20 protein-coding genes are annotated in these 15,744 nt (G+C 36.5%); 2 read left to right on the top strand and 18 right to left on the bottom strand.

Annotation, left to right across the window (positions count from 1 at the left end):
* Positions 1-149 precede the first annotated feature (149 nt).
* The 9 genes from nth to J6L95_RS10355 form a co-directional block, all read right to left on the bottom strand.
* Entirely contained in the window at positions 150-785 is a 636-nt protein-coding gene (gene nth, locus J6L95_RS10395) for an endonuclease III (protein WP_287459081.1), read from the bottom strand.
* Positions 785-1,366, bottom strand: coding sequence for a DnaD domain-containing protein (locus tag J6L95_RS10390; RefSeq protein WP_029070752.1), 582 nt, complete (start codon positions 1,364-1,366; stop codon positions 785-787). Before J6L95_RS10390 ends, nth begins: the two co-directional genes overlap by 1 nt.
* Before the next feature lie 9 nt (positions 1,367-1,375).
* A complete protein-coding gene (locus J6L95_RS10385) occupies positions 1,376-1,855 on the bottom strand; it encodes a hypothetical protein (protein WP_287459079.1) in 480 nt (159 codons plus the stop codon).
* Positions 1,856-1,919: 64 nt separating this feature from the next.
* Positions 1,920-2,642, bottom strand: a complete 723-nt coding sequence (locus J6L95_RS10380; protein ID WP_031588526.1) for a zinc metallopeptidase — start codon at positions 2,640-2,642, stop codon at positions 1,920-1,922.
* A 77-nt stretch (positions 2,643-2,719) separates the two neighbouring features.
* Positions 2,720-2,992: an HU family DNA-binding protein gene (locus tag J6L95_RS10375; RefSeq protein ID WP_029070749.1), complete on the bottom strand. Its 273-nt coding sequence runs from the start codon at positions 2,990-2,992 to the stop codon at positions 2,720-2,722.
* A 133-nt stretch (positions 2,993-3,125) separates the two neighbouring features.
* Positions 3,126-4,133, bottom strand: a complete 1,008-nt coding sequence (locus J6L95_RS10370; protein WP_287459077.1) for an NAD(P)H-dependent glycerol-3-phosphate dehydrogenase — start codon at positions 4,131-4,133, stop codon at positions 3,126-3,128.
* 2 nt (positions 4,134-4,135) lie between these two features.
* Positions 4,136-5,443, bottom strand: coding sequence for a ribosome biogenesis GTPase Der (gene der / locus J6L95_RS10365; RefSeq protein ID WP_029070747.1), 1,308 nt, complete (start codon positions 5,441-5,443; stop codon positions 4,136-4,138).
* Between the two features lie 16 nt (positions 5,444-5,459).
* Positions 5,460-6,122: a (d)CMP kinase gene (gene cmk, locus J6L95_RS10360; protein WP_029070746.1), complete on the bottom strand. Its 663-nt coding sequence runs from the start codon at positions 6,120-6,122 to the stop codon at positions 5,460-5,462.
* A gap of 12 nt (positions 6,123-6,134) precedes the next feature.
* Positions 6,135-6,950 carry a hypothetical protein gene (locus tag J6L95_RS10355; RefSeq protein ID WP_051551146.1) on the bottom strand — a complete coding sequence of 272 codons (816 nt, stop codon included), beginning with the start codon at positions 6,948-6,950 and terminating at the stop codon, positions 6,135-6,137.
* A gap of 112 nt (positions 6,951-7,062) precedes the next feature.
* Between J6L95_RS10355 and J6L95_RS10350 the strand changes: the two genes are divergently transcribed.
* The gene (locus tag J6L95_RS10350; RefSeq protein WP_029070745.1) at positions 7,063-7,242 is read left to right on the top strand and encodes a ferredoxin; all 180 of its coding nucleotides are present in this window, start codon (positions 7,063-7,065) and stop codon (positions 7,240-7,242) included.
* A 17-nt stretch (positions 7,243-7,259) separates the two neighbouring features.
* Here J6L95_RS10350 and J6L95_RS10345 read toward each other — a convergent pair whose 3' ends face one another.
* The 3 genes from J6L95_RS10345 to J6L95_RS10335 are packed head-to-tail and all read right to left on the bottom strand — an operon-like array spanning position 7,260 to position 9,386.
* Positions 7,260-8,000, bottom strand: a complete 741-nt coding sequence (locus J6L95_RS10345; RefSeq protein ID WP_029070744.1) for a pseudouridine synthase — start codon at positions 7,998-8,000, stop codon at positions 7,260-7,262.
* Between the two features lies 1 nt (position 8,001).
* The gene (locus J6L95_RS10340) at positions 8,002-8,844 is read right to left on the bottom strand and encodes a patatin-like phospholipase family protein (RefSeq protein WP_287459073.1); all 843 of its coding nucleotides are present in this window, start codon (positions 8,842-8,844) and stop codon (positions 8,002-8,004) included.
* A 2-nt stretch (positions 8,845-8,846) separates the two neighbouring features.
* Entirely contained in the window at positions 8,847-9,386 is a 540-nt protein-coding gene (locus tag J6L95_RS10335) for a DUF5662 family protein (protein WP_029070742.1), read from the bottom strand.
* A gap of 102 nt (positions 9,387-9,488) precedes the next feature.
* On the opposite strand from J6L95_RS10335, the gene J6L95_RS10330 reads away from it, so the two are divergent.
* A complete protein-coding gene (locus tag J6L95_RS10330) occupies positions 9,489-9,863 on the top strand; it encodes a hypothetical protein (RefSeq protein ID WP_029070741.1) in 375 nt (124 codons plus the stop codon).
* On the opposite strand, the gene scpB is transcribed toward J6L95_RS10330, so the two are convergent.
* From scpB to J6L95_RS10300, 6 genes are all read right to left on the bottom strand, one after another.
* Positions 9,860-10,441 (bottom strand): SMC-Scp complex subunit ScpB, encoded by a 582-nt coding sequence (gene scpB, locus J6L95_RS10325; RefSeq protein WP_029070740.1) that lies wholly within the window; start codon positions 10,439-10,441, stop codon positions 9,860-9,862. The genes J6L95_RS10330 and scpB overlap by 4 nt on opposite strands.
* Positions 10,434-11,162 (bottom strand): segregation and condensation protein A, encoded by a 729-nt coding sequence (locus tag J6L95_RS10320; protein ID WP_029070739.1) that lies wholly within the window; start codon positions 11,160-11,162, stop codon positions 10,434-10,436. Before J6L95_RS10320 ends, scpB begins: the two co-directional genes overlap by 8 nt.
* 59 nt (positions 11,163-11,221) lie before the next feature.
* Complete coding sequence (locus J6L95_RS10315; RefSeq protein ID WP_031588530.1) at positions 11,222-12,184, bottom strand: D-2-hydroxyacid dehydrogenase; 963 nt, start codon at positions 12,182-12,184, stop codon at positions 11,222-11,224.
* Complete coding sequence (locus J6L95_RS10310) at positions 12,177-13,625, bottom strand: metallophosphoesterase family protein (protein ID WP_287459071.1); 1,449 nt, start codon at positions 13,623-13,625, stop codon at positions 12,177-12,179. Before J6L95_RS10310 ends, J6L95_RS10315 begins: the two co-directional genes overlap by 8 nt.
* Positions 13,626-13,694: 69 nt before the next feature.
* Positions 13,695-15,089: an asparagine--tRNA ligase gene (gene asnS, locus J6L95_RS10305; RefSeq protein ID WP_029072456.1), complete on the bottom strand. Its 1,395-nt coding sequence runs from the start codon at positions 15,087-15,089 to the stop codon at positions 13,695-13,697.
* A gap of 4 nt (positions 15,090-15,093) precedes the next feature.
* Positions 15,094-15,741 (bottom strand): redox-sensing transcriptional repressor Rex, encoded by a 648-nt coding sequence (locus J6L95_RS10300; protein WP_029070735.1) that lies wholly within the window; start codon positions 15,739-15,741, stop codon positions 15,094-15,096.
* Positions 15,742-15,744: the final 3 nt, after the last annotated feature.

Here is a 15,744-nt window from a genome sequence, read left to right as displayed (position 1 = left end):
TCTGATATAGGTTATAATGATTATTGTAATTAGGTTCTTTTATATTCTTGTAACTCATAACCTAATTATACCAAAAAAGTGGCTGCACTCACTAAATAGTGAGTACGCCACTTTTTTTACTGTATTTTATTTCGTTACAGCTTCCTTTTTCATAGTTTCTTATTCTTTTCTTTGCATAGATCTACAAGCTGGCATTCCTTGCATCGAGGTGATTGGGCTTTACAGAAATATCTTCCAAAGAAAATAAACTGATGATGCAGCTTGTTCCATCTTTCTCTTGGCAGTGTGCGCTTAAGCTTCTTTTCAACCGCAAGTACACTATCCTCGTTTTTCGCAAATCCTAGGCGTTTTGAGACACGTTCTACATGTGTATCTACAGGAACACTAGGAACATGAAAAGCTTCTCCTACGACCACGCTAGCCGTTTTACGGCCTACTCCTGGCAGAGTGATCAGTTCATTGATGCTTTGAGGCACTTCACCATCATACTTCTCACAAAGCATTGCAGCCATTTTCTTGATGCTTCTTGCCTTATTGCGATAAAGACCAATACGTCTTATCAATTGTTCAATATCTTCCTGATTGGCATCACGATAATCACTTGCACTATGATACTTCTTGAAAAGTTCAGGTGTTACCTTATTGACTGAAGCATCAGTTGTCTGTGCTGACAATAAGACCGCAATCAATAATTCAAGTGGAGTTGTATAATGAAGTTCACACTTAGCATCAGGGTAAAGACGATCAAACTCATCTAATATTCTATTCTGTTTCTTCTCTATCATTAGCCCCACCATTTAAAGTCTTTCACTTCATCGCTAAAGCTAGAAACAGACTCCTCTTCCTTCGTTTTAATCACCTTGCCATATTCACTCCAGTTTTGTAGAATACGTTCCACATAGCGGAAATTCTTCACATTAGCCTTCACAGCTTCCTTGACTGCATCCATGATCATTTCATCATCATAGCCAGATCGTTTAAAGTCATTGATAAAGCCAATCTCTGTAACAGAAAGAGAACGACCAAATGATTCTTCAAAGAAGGATACAAGATTGACATCCTCCTTTTTTTCTTCCTTTTCATCCAAAAGCTTCATTTGAATAGGTTTAAAATCAAGCTGTCCATTACATCTATTGACAAAATGACCATTGATCAGCTTTAACATAATTTCATCAATACGAGAAAGCGCAAGTGATGAATATCGTGAAAGACATTGTGGTGTAATAGGTCTGATATTGAGCTTATGACATGTCATCATAAGCATGAGAATATGAATATCTTCATCTGTAAGATTCAGTTGTTTCCCTTTTACTAGAAGTAAAGTATTCCAATCTACACAGCCATAATCAATAATATCCAGATTCATGATGTCCTCCTATAGATTATATGATTTCACAAAGTCCCCTTCTAATGAATAAAAATAATAGTATAAATGATTCTTGTTTTGATATTTTGCATAGTACATGAATTTATCATCTTCATAGCAGATATGAACAGCCTTTACTTCATGATGTTCTTTCTTAACTTTCTCTTTAATACGAGCATCACTCATGTAGTTTCCTTCATAGCTTCCTGCGAGTTTCTTTTTTTCATCAAATGCGACAAGTTTCTTTTTGCCATCTTGTTTTACTTTCATGATGTAATATGTCTTTTCTCCATAATAAGGATAAAAATAATGATCATATTGCATCTTATTAGAAGAAAGAAGTTCATTTCTTAATGATTGTCCTTGTTGCTGATGTTTACTGTATGGTGTATGAACCACATTGATCAAAATAATCATAACGATCAGAAAAACAATGACCACCGTTGAAACTCCAATAAAAAGATAATGTTTCTTATTCTTAGTATCCATATTCTCTCCTCCAGTGATGTTTATTATATACCATCCCTTCTACAAAAAAAAGGGCATACGCCCTTTAATCGTTACGACTGCTGCCAATGATAACAAGCAGTATTCTAAGCATTGATGCAATTGTCGAAATAACAGCTGCCACATAAGTCAAGGCTGCCGCAGAAAGCATGCGCTTTGCGCCAACATATTCATCATCCGTCAAGAAAGATGCATCGAGAATATGCAATGCACGTGCTGATGCATTAAACTCTACTGGTAAAGTGACAACCTGGAATAGTAAGATTCCAATGATCAAGAAGAAGCCTACCCAGGCAATCTTTGTAGCTCCTAGAGCTAAACCGATCATGATTGCGATCCAGCCAAGATAGTTGCCCATATTGGCAAATGGCACAATCGCATTTCTAAAAAAGATTGGACGATAGTTCGTATTGTATTGAATCGCATGCCCACATTCATGAGCTGCAACTGCAATAGATGCAATAGAGTTTCCTCTATAGACATCACGGGAAAGATTGATTGTCTTCTTAGAAGGATCAAAATGATCAGAAAGTTCACCGTTGACCTCATAGATAGGCATATCAGCCATGCCGTTGGCATCAAGAATCATACGCGCAACCTGTGCGCCTGTGAGGCCTCTTTCATTAGGGACTTCCTTATATCTCGCATATGTTGTTTTAACTTTAATCTGGGCATATAAAGCCAATAAGGCTGCAAGTCCAACAAAGATTGTTCCTATCAAATAATAAGGATTACGCAACATCATGCTATAATACCATAAATTAAGCATAAACATTTACCTCTTTCTTTAAATATACTTTTATTATACACGAAAATATGAATTATTTATGTACAAAAAAGACGCAATTAGTTCATTGCGTCTTTTAGTCTATTACTAGGCTTAAAACTTACAGTTCTGCTTGCAGGAATTGTAATGATTTCTTTTGTCTTAGGTGAAACACCTTTTCTTTCATGACGGTTGTTAACTTTAAAAGTTCCAAATCCAGAAATAAGAACTTTTTCGCCATCCAACATTGTATCTACCATAGTATCAAATACTGTGTTGACTAAGATCTCAGCATCTTTTTTAGTAAGATTTCTTTTCTCTGATACTACGTCAACTAATTCTTTTTTATTCACGAAAAAACCTCCTCAATGAAACTGTAAATACTATAACAAAGTGAACTCATAGTTTCAAGTAAGAAAGTCAAATTTTTACGCTTTTTTTCAACAAAATATAGCAAAAAAAATGTCAGCTTACGCTGACAGATTTTTAATAAAGTCTTTCTGGTTTAAGTTCACGGTTCATAAGCTCTTTAATCTTTTCACTAGGCTTATCTCCGCAATAAAGTACATCATAAATAGCCTGTGTAATTGGGGCTTCAAAACCAGGATAGTTAGCAATGTCATCATGGATGACCTTACATGTTCTTACCCCTTCAACGGTCTTAGTATTACCAACCATGAAGTCAGAAGCACCATCAGCTTCACCAATTTCCTTACCAGCCTGGAAGTTTCTTGAATGAACACTTGAACAAGTAACAATCAAATCTCCAAGACCAGTTAGACCAAAGAATGTTTCTTCTTTAGCACCTTTTAATAGACCATAAGAAACCATTTCCTTAAGTCCTCTTGTAATTAATGCAGCACGGGCATTATCACCATAGCCAAGTCCCTTTAAGACACCTGAAGCTACCGCAATAACGTTCTTGTAGGCAGCACCTAATTCAGCCCCTACTTCATCATTGCCAGTGTATACTCTTAAATATTCATTTGAGAATAATGACTGAACGCTTTCTGCTGTCTTTTGATCCTGTGAAACAGCACATACGCTTGTCAACATTCTTACAACGACTTCTTCTGCATGAGAAGGACCAATTAAAGAAACAACTGGGTTGATTTCATCTTCAATAAATACTGAACGAATCGTATCTGAAATACGGCTGTTCGTATTCATATCAAATCCTTTAGCAGCATTGATGATTGTCACCTTCTTCTTAAGAATCTTTTTAATATCTTCCAAGACAGTACGAATAAACTGAGAAGGGATAGTTACCAAGATAAAATCAGCGCCATCAATTGCTTCTGCTAAATCCTTAGTAGCTCTGATATTTTCTTCAATCTTAATATTCTTAAAGTATTTATAGTTACAATGTCTAACATTGATGTCTTCGATTTCTCGATCATCAACACCATACATTAATAAATCTACTCCATTATCATTCAATACTCTCGCTAGACCTGTAGCCCAGCTTCCTGTTCCTAAAATTGCTACTTTCATTGTTAGTCCCTCTTTCTGCAGATAATATGAATTGGTGTTCCTTCAAAACCAAAAGCATCTCTAAGCTTGTTTTCTAGATAACGCTTATAACTGAAATGAAGGAATTTTGGATCATTGACAAATAACACGAACGTTGGCGGTGTTACTGCCACCTGATTACCATAATAGATTTTTAGACGTCCACCTTCAAAGTTAGATGTAGGATTCATTGCCTGAGCATCAACCAATACATCGTTCAATACGGAAGTGGCAACACGTTTTCTCTGATTATCATATGCTTCATGAATAAGGTCAAACAATGTCTGAACACGTGCGCTTGTCTTAGCACTGACAAAGGCAATACGTGCATAATCAAGATACTTAAAGTCTTCTCTTAATTTCTTCTGCATCTTAGCCATAGTCTTTTCATCCTTGTTCACAAGGTCCCATTTATTGACAACCAGGACAACCCCTTTACCAGATTCATGTGCGTATCCAGCAATGTGTTTATCCTGTTCAATAATGCCACGTTCACCATCGACAAGAATAAGAATTACATCCGATTTTTCAATGGCACTCATAGCTCTTAAGACAGAGTATTTTTCAACGTTTTCATAAATCTTACCTCTTTTACGCATACCAGCTGTATCAATGACACGATACTTCTGACCATCTTTAGTAAAAGCTGTATCGATAGCATCTCGTGTTGTACCTTCAATATCAGATACGATAACACGTTCTTCTCCAAGAAGTGCATTAGTTAAAGATGATTTTCCAACATTTGGGCGTCCAATTAAACTAAATTTAATTTCATCTTCTGGAAGATCATCCTCTTTATCAGGCAAGAGACGTACAACCTGATCAAGTACATCCCCTACACCAATCCCGTGTGAACTTGACACGGGAATAGGATCTCCTATTCCTAATGAATAGAAATCGTAAATATTATCTCTAAATGCAACATCATCAATTTTATTACAAGCTAAAACAACTGGTTTCTTTGATTTCTGCAAGATTCTTGCTACCATCTGATCTTCAGCCGTTACACCTTCACGACCATTTGTCACAAAGACGATGACATCCGCTTCTTCAATCGCAATTTCAGCCTGCATTCTAATTTCTTTGACGAAGTCATGATTAGCAAGTTCAATTCCTCCAGTATCAATAACTGAGAAATCTCTAGTGAGCCATGAAGCACGGGCATAAATACGATCTCGCGTAACACCGGGCGTATCTTCTACGATGGAAATACGTTCACCTACAATTCTATTAAAGAGCGTTGACTTTCCGACATTCGCTCTACCGACTATCGCAACAACACCTTTCATCATCACTCATCATCCCTTTCTAACCTAATTTCTGACTGACAAGATCCATGACAGTAGCGACTACTTCATCCAAGCTCATATCCGATGTATCGATTTCAATCGCATCATCAGCTTTCTTTAATGGAGAAATTTCTCTCGTCATATCTGCATGATCTCTTTCAGCTATTTCTTTTTTAATTTCTTCTAAATCAGAATCAATACCTCTTTCAAGGTTTTCTTTATGTCTTCTAATAGCACGACATTCAATAGAAGCAACCTGATAAATCTTTAATTCCGCATCAGGTAATACGACAGTCCCAATATCGCGTCCATCTAGAATGACACCTCCACCTTTCGCCATATCTCTTTGCTGAGAGACAAGGAAAGATCTCACTCTGCTGTATCCTGATACAATGCTTGCTCCCATGGATACTTCGTTTTCACGAATAGCCATTGAAACATCCTGATTGTTTAGCATAATAATGCCACCAGGCAACATATTGATTTTTATATCTTTAAGTAAATTGCATACGCCTTCTTCATCATGAAAATCGACCTGATGAATAAACGCATAGTAGGCAACACATCGATACATTGCTCCTGTATCGATGTATGTATAATTAAGATTATTTGCAACCATTTTTGCAATTGTTGACTTACCGGCGGCAGCCGGTCCATCAATCGCAATTGATATTTTATCCATTCCAAAGACTCCTTACACTATTTTCATCTGAACCAAGATAGTATAAACAATAAACATGAGAACTGCAAGAAATAATAAGACAATAATAAGATTTAGGAAGAAATCTAGTACTGGATGAGCCTTTTTATCGTCATTTTTCTTCTTAGATTGCTGACGTTCAACTTCTTTTGTTTGCTTCTTATCTACTTTTTCCTGTTTCTTAGCTTCTTTTTCTTGCTTCTTAAGCGCTTTTTCTTCTTCAGCTTTCTGTCTCTTAGCCGCCTTTTCTTCTTCTATTTTCTGACGTTTAGCAGCTTTCTCTTCTTCCTTTTCCTGCTTAGCAGTCTCTTTTTCCTGTTTCTTTAACGCCTTGATTTCTTTTTTTGAAAGCTGAGTCGTTTCTTCTTCTACAATAACAGGAATGACAGGTTCTTCTTCTTTTTCCTCTTCCTGAGACATTTCAGTAAGTGTTTCCTGAACACTCATAGGAGAAGATGAAACATCCTTTCCTTCGCTTAAATCCTCTTCATCCACATTGATGCTAGTAGCATGATGATCTGCCTTTAAACGATTAAGAATATCCATTCTTGTAGAAAAATCATCTTTACCGATATTTTCCTTTACACGATTAAGTGCAGACTTCACATTCTCATCTACTTCCAATGTTTCATAGCTAAGCGGGTTAAGCATTGATTCATCAACCTCAGCATCTTTTGACTTTGGAATAAATGAAAGAAAATCGTCTTCTTCTTCCGCTGTTTCTTCTACAACTGGAAGTTCTTCCTGATTTTCCTGTGTGGCTTCTCTTAAGTCTTTATATTTGTTTGTTCTTGTCTGTTTTTCTTCCATTTTCATCACCACGAACATTATAACATAACTTAAATATTCTGAAAATAGGCTTTCAAAATAGAATAAGATGGTTTATAATAATCTGTGTAAATTATTGATAGGAGGATCGTTTATGGTTAAAGTAAATGAAAATTGTATCGGTTGCGGTGCTTGTACTGCAGTATGCCCTGATGTATTCGATCTTAATGATGACGGTGTGGCAGAAAACATCTTAGGCGAAGTACCTGCAGATTTAGAAGAATCTGTAAAAGAAGCTGCTGAAAGTTGTCCTGTTGAAGCAATCGAATTATAATTCCACTAAAAAAAGTCCTATTTATTAGGACTTTTTTTCTTTCTTAACGCTAAGTTTCTTAAAACCTTCACTTCATGTGGAGTCAAGCGACGACAGCTTCCTGGTGTCAATCCTTTTAAGTCAATAGGACCGATCATAATACGATGCAATCTCTTAACCGGATGACCAACTGATTCAAACATCTTCTTAACCTGACGGTTCTTTCCTTCAATAAGTCTGATCATAAGCATAGTTGTACCATGTTCATCATCTACATCTACTACCTTGATCTTAGCTGGAAGTGTCTTTACCCCTTCAAGATAAACACCTGATTCAAGCATCTTCTTTTCCTTTGTCTTAAGAATACCCTTAATTGATACTTCATAGATCTTTTCTAAATGAGAAGACGGATGCATCATTAAATTAGCGAATTCTCCATCATTACTCATAAACAATACACCAGTTGTATCATAATCAAGTCTTCCAACAGGATAGACACGTTCCTTGATAGCTGTGAAATAATCAGCTACACATGGACGATTATGTTCATCTTTCATTGAACAGATGACACCTTTTGGCTTATAGAATAAATAATAGACTTTATTTTCTTTTTCTAAAGAATGACCATTGATAGTAATGACATCATTCCCACTTACTTTTGTACCTAAAACGTTGCAGACAACACCGTTGACTTCAACTTTTCCAGCTTTAATAAGTTCTTCAGCTTTTCTACGCGATGTATACCCGCTCTGGGCAATAACTTTCTGTAAACGTTCCATATTACTCTCCTCTAATAAATCTTGCTATCTTCTCAGCATCATTATAGCCTTTTCTATAGAGAAGATATAGATTTTGTTTTTCTTTTGATAAAGTTGACATATGCCCAATTGTATCTGGCGCAATAATCAATACTTTTCCTTGTTTTTCAAGCTCCAATGCATCCTTTAATGCAGCATTGTACACTTCTGCTCTTTTTCTTAAATGCTCACTTGCTTTCTTATCAATCTTAGAAAGAATGTTGGCATTTAATTTATCGTGATCAGAATCACGCATGTAATCTTTTGGTCTTGTTAAGATCAATACAACTTTATCACAGCCATCTTTTAAGGCACGTCTAACTGGGATAGGTTCTATAATGCCCCCATCATAGTAAGGTACACCTTCAATATTGACTGGCTTGCAGACAATCGGTAAGCAGGATGATGCTGAAAAGATGCGATATTCATCCTGGTTGATATCTTTCTTGGTAAAAATATGAGGTTCTCCCGTATTGGCATTATAAGCCAACACATTAAATTTCATCGGATTATTCTTCAAGGTCTCATAATCTAAAGGATTTTCTCCTTCTTTTCTTGATAATGTGTAATAAATATAATCCAGATCAACATAGCTTCCTTTGTTGATGAAATTCTTTAAGCTCATATATTCTTCCCTGAACGCATAATCCATGAAGAAATGATAGTTTCTTTTATATTGTTTAGCAGTAAAAGAAGCAAGATTGGCACTTCCTGCTGAAATGCCGATACCATAGTCAAATGTAATATGATGCTCTAGGCAATAATCAAATACGCCTGCACCATAGATATCTCTTGTTCCACCACCTACATCGATAATACCAATCATAATTAATCTCCTAAAGGATAATCTTCATACCCTTTTTTCGTCTTGATCATTTTAACAGTAGCTTCTAATCCATGCTCTGATAAATACTTTAATAAATAAACAAGAAGTTCTCTTGTTTCTTCATTCATGATATAGCTATGTGCCCCATTAAGATAATACTGTAATGGAAAATCATCAGTATAATTTTCGCCATTATAGATCATACTTGCTGCCACGCGGTCACAAAACATTTCAAGAACATAGCGATAAGGCATCTTGGCAGCCTTGATGCCATCTCTAGTAAAATCCACCCAGAATTCCCAGTGATGCATGTTTCTTCCTTTATGATGAAGCCATGCCAGCGAATAGCCATTCAGCTTACGTTCCGCACCATTAGGGGAACTTGTTCCACGGTAGTAACGGATTCCCGTCTTAAATTCTGTCCAAGTATATTTAGATAAATCATGAAGCAGCCCCTGCTTATAAAGTCCCACTTTAAAGCAGAGTCTGCCAACTAATATTTTATGTGCTGTAATTGTCTTAAAATGATTCCATGCATTCATTATTTCTCACCAATCGTAAGTATACACACTTTCTTGCACGTGTCAAATGGCTTTTCTTTTTTAGAAGTCATGATATAATGTATAAAAAGTGGAGGTGGTCATATGCCATTCAAAATTGATATTCAGACAAATATTGATGAGAAAAACCTTGATATAGAAACATGTAAAAATCTCATCCGTTCTCTTGAAGAAACGTATAAAAACACACGTACTGAAATATATAGTCATTTCTTAGGAATGAAATCCATGCGTCTAGCACTCATGCTTGCGGCAACATCGCTTTTCTTCTATTTCATGACAACTATGCCATTCTTCTTATATGGTGCCTTTGGAAGTGTCCTTCTTATCATGATCGCATCTTTACTGTTGGCAGAGACAACATCAAAGATCATAAGAAAACAAGTTAAAATGAAAATTGAACAATTCAAAGAAACGCTTGATCGTCTTCAGCGTATGAAAGAACTTAAAAAATCCTAATCTTCATTAGGATTTTTTTCTTTATATTTTGTATTAAAGATATCTTCTTCATCAAAATCATCACTGATTTCTTTAAGCTTAGGCAATTCATCAAGACTCGTTAACTGAAATGCATCCATAAAGACATCCGTAACCCCATAAAGGATCGGTCTCCCCGGTGCATCAGAACGTCCCACTTCCTTGATAAGCGCCTTGGCGCAAAGCTTTCTTACCATCGCTTCACATCCCACACCACGGATCTCTTCGATCTGTACACGGGTGATCGGCTGATAGTAGGCTACAATAGCCAATGTCTCTAAGGCTGATTTTGACAATTTAGCAACGTTTTCTTTAAAGAGTGATTGATAATACTGCTTATGCTTTAAGAGCGTTACCATCTTAAAATAGCCGCCATAATTGACAATCTCAAACCCTTTGACTTCTTTTTTTTGATACATATGAATAAGTTCATCCACATACATCATGACTTCCTGTAAAGAGAGCTCTAAAGCTTCACCAATCTGCTTTACACTGATTCCTTCATCTCCTGAAAGAAAAATCATGCCTTCAATTATTGATAAATATTCATTCTTATTCATAATACTTTCCTTTCAGATAGATTCTATCAAAGTTTTCTTCCTGCGTGATGACCAGCTTCTGATTCTTGACAAGAACAAGAACCGAAAGAAATGTTACGACCGCAAAATAGCGATCCCCTTCATCAAAGAGATCTTCAAAATCGACAAGCTGCCCCTTCTTCATGCTGAAGAACGTTTCAATCTGTTCACATCTTTCCGCAATAGAAATTTCTACTCGGGCTACTTTTGATTCCAATGGCGACTGCGCCATTTTTCTTTTTAATATCTTCTGCATCGCAGAAATAAGATCATAGACTTCCAGATTATCAGGAAGCTGATCTTCTACTTCACTGCTGAACTGATCTAGTGTCGGCATCTTAGAAAACATCATTTGTCTTTGATTGTATGCTTCCTCAAATTCCTGAATCACTTCATTAATCTGATTCTTTTCGATCAGCTTTCTGATCATTTCCTGACGTTTTTCTTCATAGTCATCTTCTTCATCAAGATGCTCTTTTGGCAAAAGCAGTCGACTCTTCATTTCAATAAGCCAGGCAGCCATCACAAGATATTCAGACATCGCTTCTAAATAAGAAGGATCCATCGTTTCTATATATGCGAGATACTGATCACAGATGATGGAAACATCAAGATCAAGAAGATCCATGTTCTTCTCTTTAATAAGATGCAACAACAGATCCAGCGGTCCTGTAAATTCTTCTGTTTTTACCTGATATTCCATCTTCTCACCTTCTTTAGAAAACAATTTTAACAAAAAAAGCCTTAATATTTAAGACTTTTTTACTCATTCACAACATTCCTTAATGTACCTTCAATAAACAATCGCACATTCTCATACACTTCATCAGCACATTTTTGTCTTGCTTCAACACTGCCCCATCCCACATGAGGAGTCAGAATTGCACGCTCAGGATATGTTAACTGTAATAGACCACTGCTTTTTTCAAGTGGTTCTTTTTCATAGACATCAAGACCTGCTCCGTAGATTTCTTCATTATTTAACGCCTTTACAAGCGCTTTTTCTTCTACGATAGGTCCTCTACCAACATTAATCAGGATAGCTGATGATTTCATCATCTTGAAGACCTCTTCATCAAAAAGATGATGCGTCTTATCAGTCAACGGAGAATGAATAGAAATCACATCGCATTCACGACACAATTTTTCAAATGACACTCTCTCATATTCCTCCTTGCGATCCACTCCAGAAAAGGATGTATAAACCACTTCAGCACCAAACGCGGAAGCGATGGAAGCCACCTTGCGTCCGATTGCACCAAGTCCGACAATTCCCCAGCGCAAAGAAGAAAGGGTGTGGAACGGATTTCCAAAATATGAGAATGCCCCACTTTCGCTGTAAGCGCCACTTTTAACATAACCGTCATAATGAGAAAGGCGTTCTACTAAACTTAACGCCATAGTCATCGTCAGCTGCGCGACCGCATCCGTCGAATAGCCTGACACATTCTCGACCACAATGCCTTTCTCTTTAGCATATTCGAGATCGACATTGTTGGCTCCAGTGGCTGTTAAGGCAATCAGTTTAAGATGCGGACAGCTGTCGATGACTTCTTTATTAAAAAGATTCTTATTCGTAATGACAATTTCCGCATCCTTAGCGTAATTAATAACCTGATCCTGGGTTACATGTTCATAGAAGGAGATATCTTCAAAGTTATTGAACTTCTCTAGATCAACATCTTCTCCTAGTGTTTCTTTTTGTAGAAATACAATCTTAGACATGTTTTTCATCCTCCATAATATAGATTTCTATACGAGAACGATTGGTCTTTAATCGATCGATATAGAAAATAAAGCATACTGACATCTTATTGTTTATATAATCATATTTCAATAGATTATAAGAAAGATATTTGCTTTTCTCTTCCTTGAGACCCCCACCGGTCGCACTTCCTGCCGAAATAATATAAGCGTGATCCTTTTTCATGAAGAAAGGAATGTGCTTATGACCGTGCAGGACATAACGAATACGCTGTCTTTTCAGCCAGCTGATAAAGATGGGCGCATCGATGAGCGCTTTGCTTGAATCAAGCAGTTTTCCTAGTATTGCTTTTTCTTTAAAAGCGACCTTCAAGAAATCCGCTTTCCCGACCTTGTAGACATGATGATGCAATAATACAACTGGAGTATAGTCTTCAAGATGATCAACTGTCGAAAGTTCTTCTTCTATTTCATAAAGCTGACGTGAACCAACGGCCCCTCTTGCAAGTGACCCTTGTGAATTGGAATCGATTTTTATCAGGATAATCTTATCATCTTCTAAAATCTTGATCTTATCCCCTAAAAGATAAGCGATAACCTTGGACTTCTGTCCACCTCCAATATTGACCCCATGTACAATCATATCATGATTGCCAAGCACAAAAGTTACATCAGTGTGATATCGCTTTTTAAGACTGGTCATAAAATCATTAGCTTTATACATGTTCTTCTTGCTTGGTGAATTCATCAGATCACCTGTAATGATCGTCTTTAGCTTATGATCACTATGAAGATAAGGCATCAAGGCATTGAGTGAATCATAAAGAGCATCCAGCTGTCTGCTCTTTTTAGCAGGCCCTAAATGAAGATCACTTAAATGAAGATAATAACTATTATGGGTTCTTTTATTCTTGTAGAGCTGATCACTGTTGATAAATGCTTTTAGCTTTTCAATATCATCTTGTGAACGCATTGGAAAGAATGTGGATTGTCCTTCAGTAAAGATCAATGCACCTGGCCATTTATCAATGTTTAATATTGCATCAAGACATCCTGGGAAAGGATCATCCATAACCAGATGTGTTTCATCAATCTTATAGTTGATATTATGTATCATCACATGAGGATCATCCCACGAGAAAGTTGGCCATGGTTCCTCATTGACACCGGGGAAGAAAATAATATGCGTCATAGGCGCATATTTACTCCTTATTTCATTAATTTCTTCACGGATATCACCATGTAGAACGTGTCTTACCTCATTTACTGAATTAAAAGATTTCGCAACAGAAAATATAGTCTGGTCAATGATATTAAATGAAGGCATGTATATATCACGATGAAACAGCCATTCACGAAAATAACAGAAATGTTCATATGTTTCAAAAACATCTCTCATGAAGGCTGTATCTTGCCCGTATATCATATTATAGAAAATGTTAATACAATCAAATTCATTCATATGACCACCATCCTTGTTTCTATTTTATCAATATTGAAAAAAAGAAAAAAGGGCATAAGCCCTTTTTCATTAGAATTTAAGATTACGTGGAGTACGTGGGAATGGTTCAGTATCTCTGATATTGCCCATACCTGTCAAGTACATTAAGAAACGATCAAATCCAAGACCAAATCCGGCATGTTTACATCCACCGAAACGACGTAAGTCCATATACCACTGAAGTGTATCAGTTGTCATGTTCTTTTCTTTCATCATCGCTTCAAGAACATCGTAACGTTCTTCTCTCTGGCTTCCACCAACTAATTCACCGATACCTGGTACAAGAAGGTCACAAGCTGCAACTGTCTTCTTGTCATCGTTTAATCTCATGTAGAATGCCTTGATATCTTTTGGATAATCAGTTAAGAATACTGGACCTTTAACGATTTCTTCACAGATGTATTTTTCATGTTCAGCATTTAAATCCATACCCCAGTATACTTTATTTTCAAACTTCACACCATTAGCGATTGCTTCTTCAAGATATTCAATAGCTTTTGTATATGTCATACGTTCAAAGTGTGAATCTCTGACATGTGTGATTCTCTTGATACATTCTTTATCAATTCTTTGTTCAAAGAATTTCATTTCTTCAGGTGCATTATCTAATACATACTGAATACAGTATTTTACCATATCTTCGATAAGATCCATATCATCTTCAAGATCAGCGAAAGCAATTTCAGGTTCTACCATCCAGAATTCGCTGGCATGTCTAGTCGTATTAGAATTTTCAGCTCTGAAGGCAGGACCGAATGTATAAACATCTCTAAATGCCATAGCGAATGCTTCTACATGAAGCTGTCCAGTTACTGTCAAGTATGCTTCTTTACCAAAGAAGTCATTTTCAAAATCATCGTTGTCGATAGTAGTCGCTCTAAACATTTCTCCAGCACCTTCACCATCATTACCAGTGATGATTGGTGTATGCACATAAATAAATCCCTGTGACTGGAAGAATTCATGGATAGCCATTGATAAGACAGAACGTAATCTAAACATAGCGTAGAATGTATTTGCTCTTGGTCTTAAATGAGGAATTTCTCTTAAGAATTCAAATGAAGTTCTCTTCTTCTGTAATGGGTAATCTTCATCGCAGCTTCCTTCTACTTCAATTGCAGTAGCAACAATTTCAAATGGCTGTTTAGCTTCTGGAGTGATTTTAAGCTTACCGGTAACGTGGATTGATGAACCAGTTGAAATATGGGCAACTTCTTCAGCGTTCTTTAATGTTTCCTTTTCATAAACAATCTGGCAGTTTCTAAAATAAGTTCCATCGCTTAAGGCGATAAATCCGATTTTACCGCTATTTCTATTTGTTCTTACCCAACCTTCTAATTCAACGTATTCTAAACTATCAGTTTCCATTGGCTGGTTTGATAGAATCATTTCATATAATTCTCTTACTGTAATAAATTCAAACATTTTTTTACTCCTCTTCATTTGCTTTCGCTTTCATTTTAAGTTCGAGTTCCTGAATTGCCACAACAACATCTACATTCTGTACTTCGACTCCTTCAGGAACAGTAAAGTGGCTGTGAGTAAAGTCTACAATACCTTTTACTCCAAGCTTTACTAATCGATCTACTACACTTTGCACATCTTCTGAAATGGCGAGAATGGCAATCTTGCACTCTTTAGGGAATGATGATTCAAGATCTTCAATATTTCTGATCTCTACCCCAAATCTTTCTCCGATAATATTTTTATCACGATCATAAGCACAGACAATCTTGCCGACCGTGTATTTCCATCTGTTGTATTTTAATATGGCACTTCCAAGATTACCGACACCAAGAAGGATGATTGGTTCATCTAGTCCTAATCCCAACACTTCACTTAAGGCATCAATAATATGTGTTGTATCGTAGCCATATCCGCGTTTTCCAAGAGTTTCCTTCTGAGGAAGAAAACCAAAATCTCTTCTGATTGTTGTATCCTGGATATGCGTTACTTCTGAAAGTTCACTAGAAAGAAAACTTTCCTTTCCAGCCTGTCCCATTGTACGTAATGCTTTTAGATAAATTGGAAAACGTGCCATTGTCGCACGTGAAATTTTCTGTTTCTTTTCCACCATAAA

Source organism: Kandleria sp. (assembly GCF_017934775.1).
Classification (GTDB): Bacteria; Bacillota_I; Bacilli_A; order Erysipelotrichales; family Coprobacillaceae; genus Kandleria; species Kandleria vitulina.
This window is presented reverse-complemented; position numbering and strand designations above follow the sequence as displayed.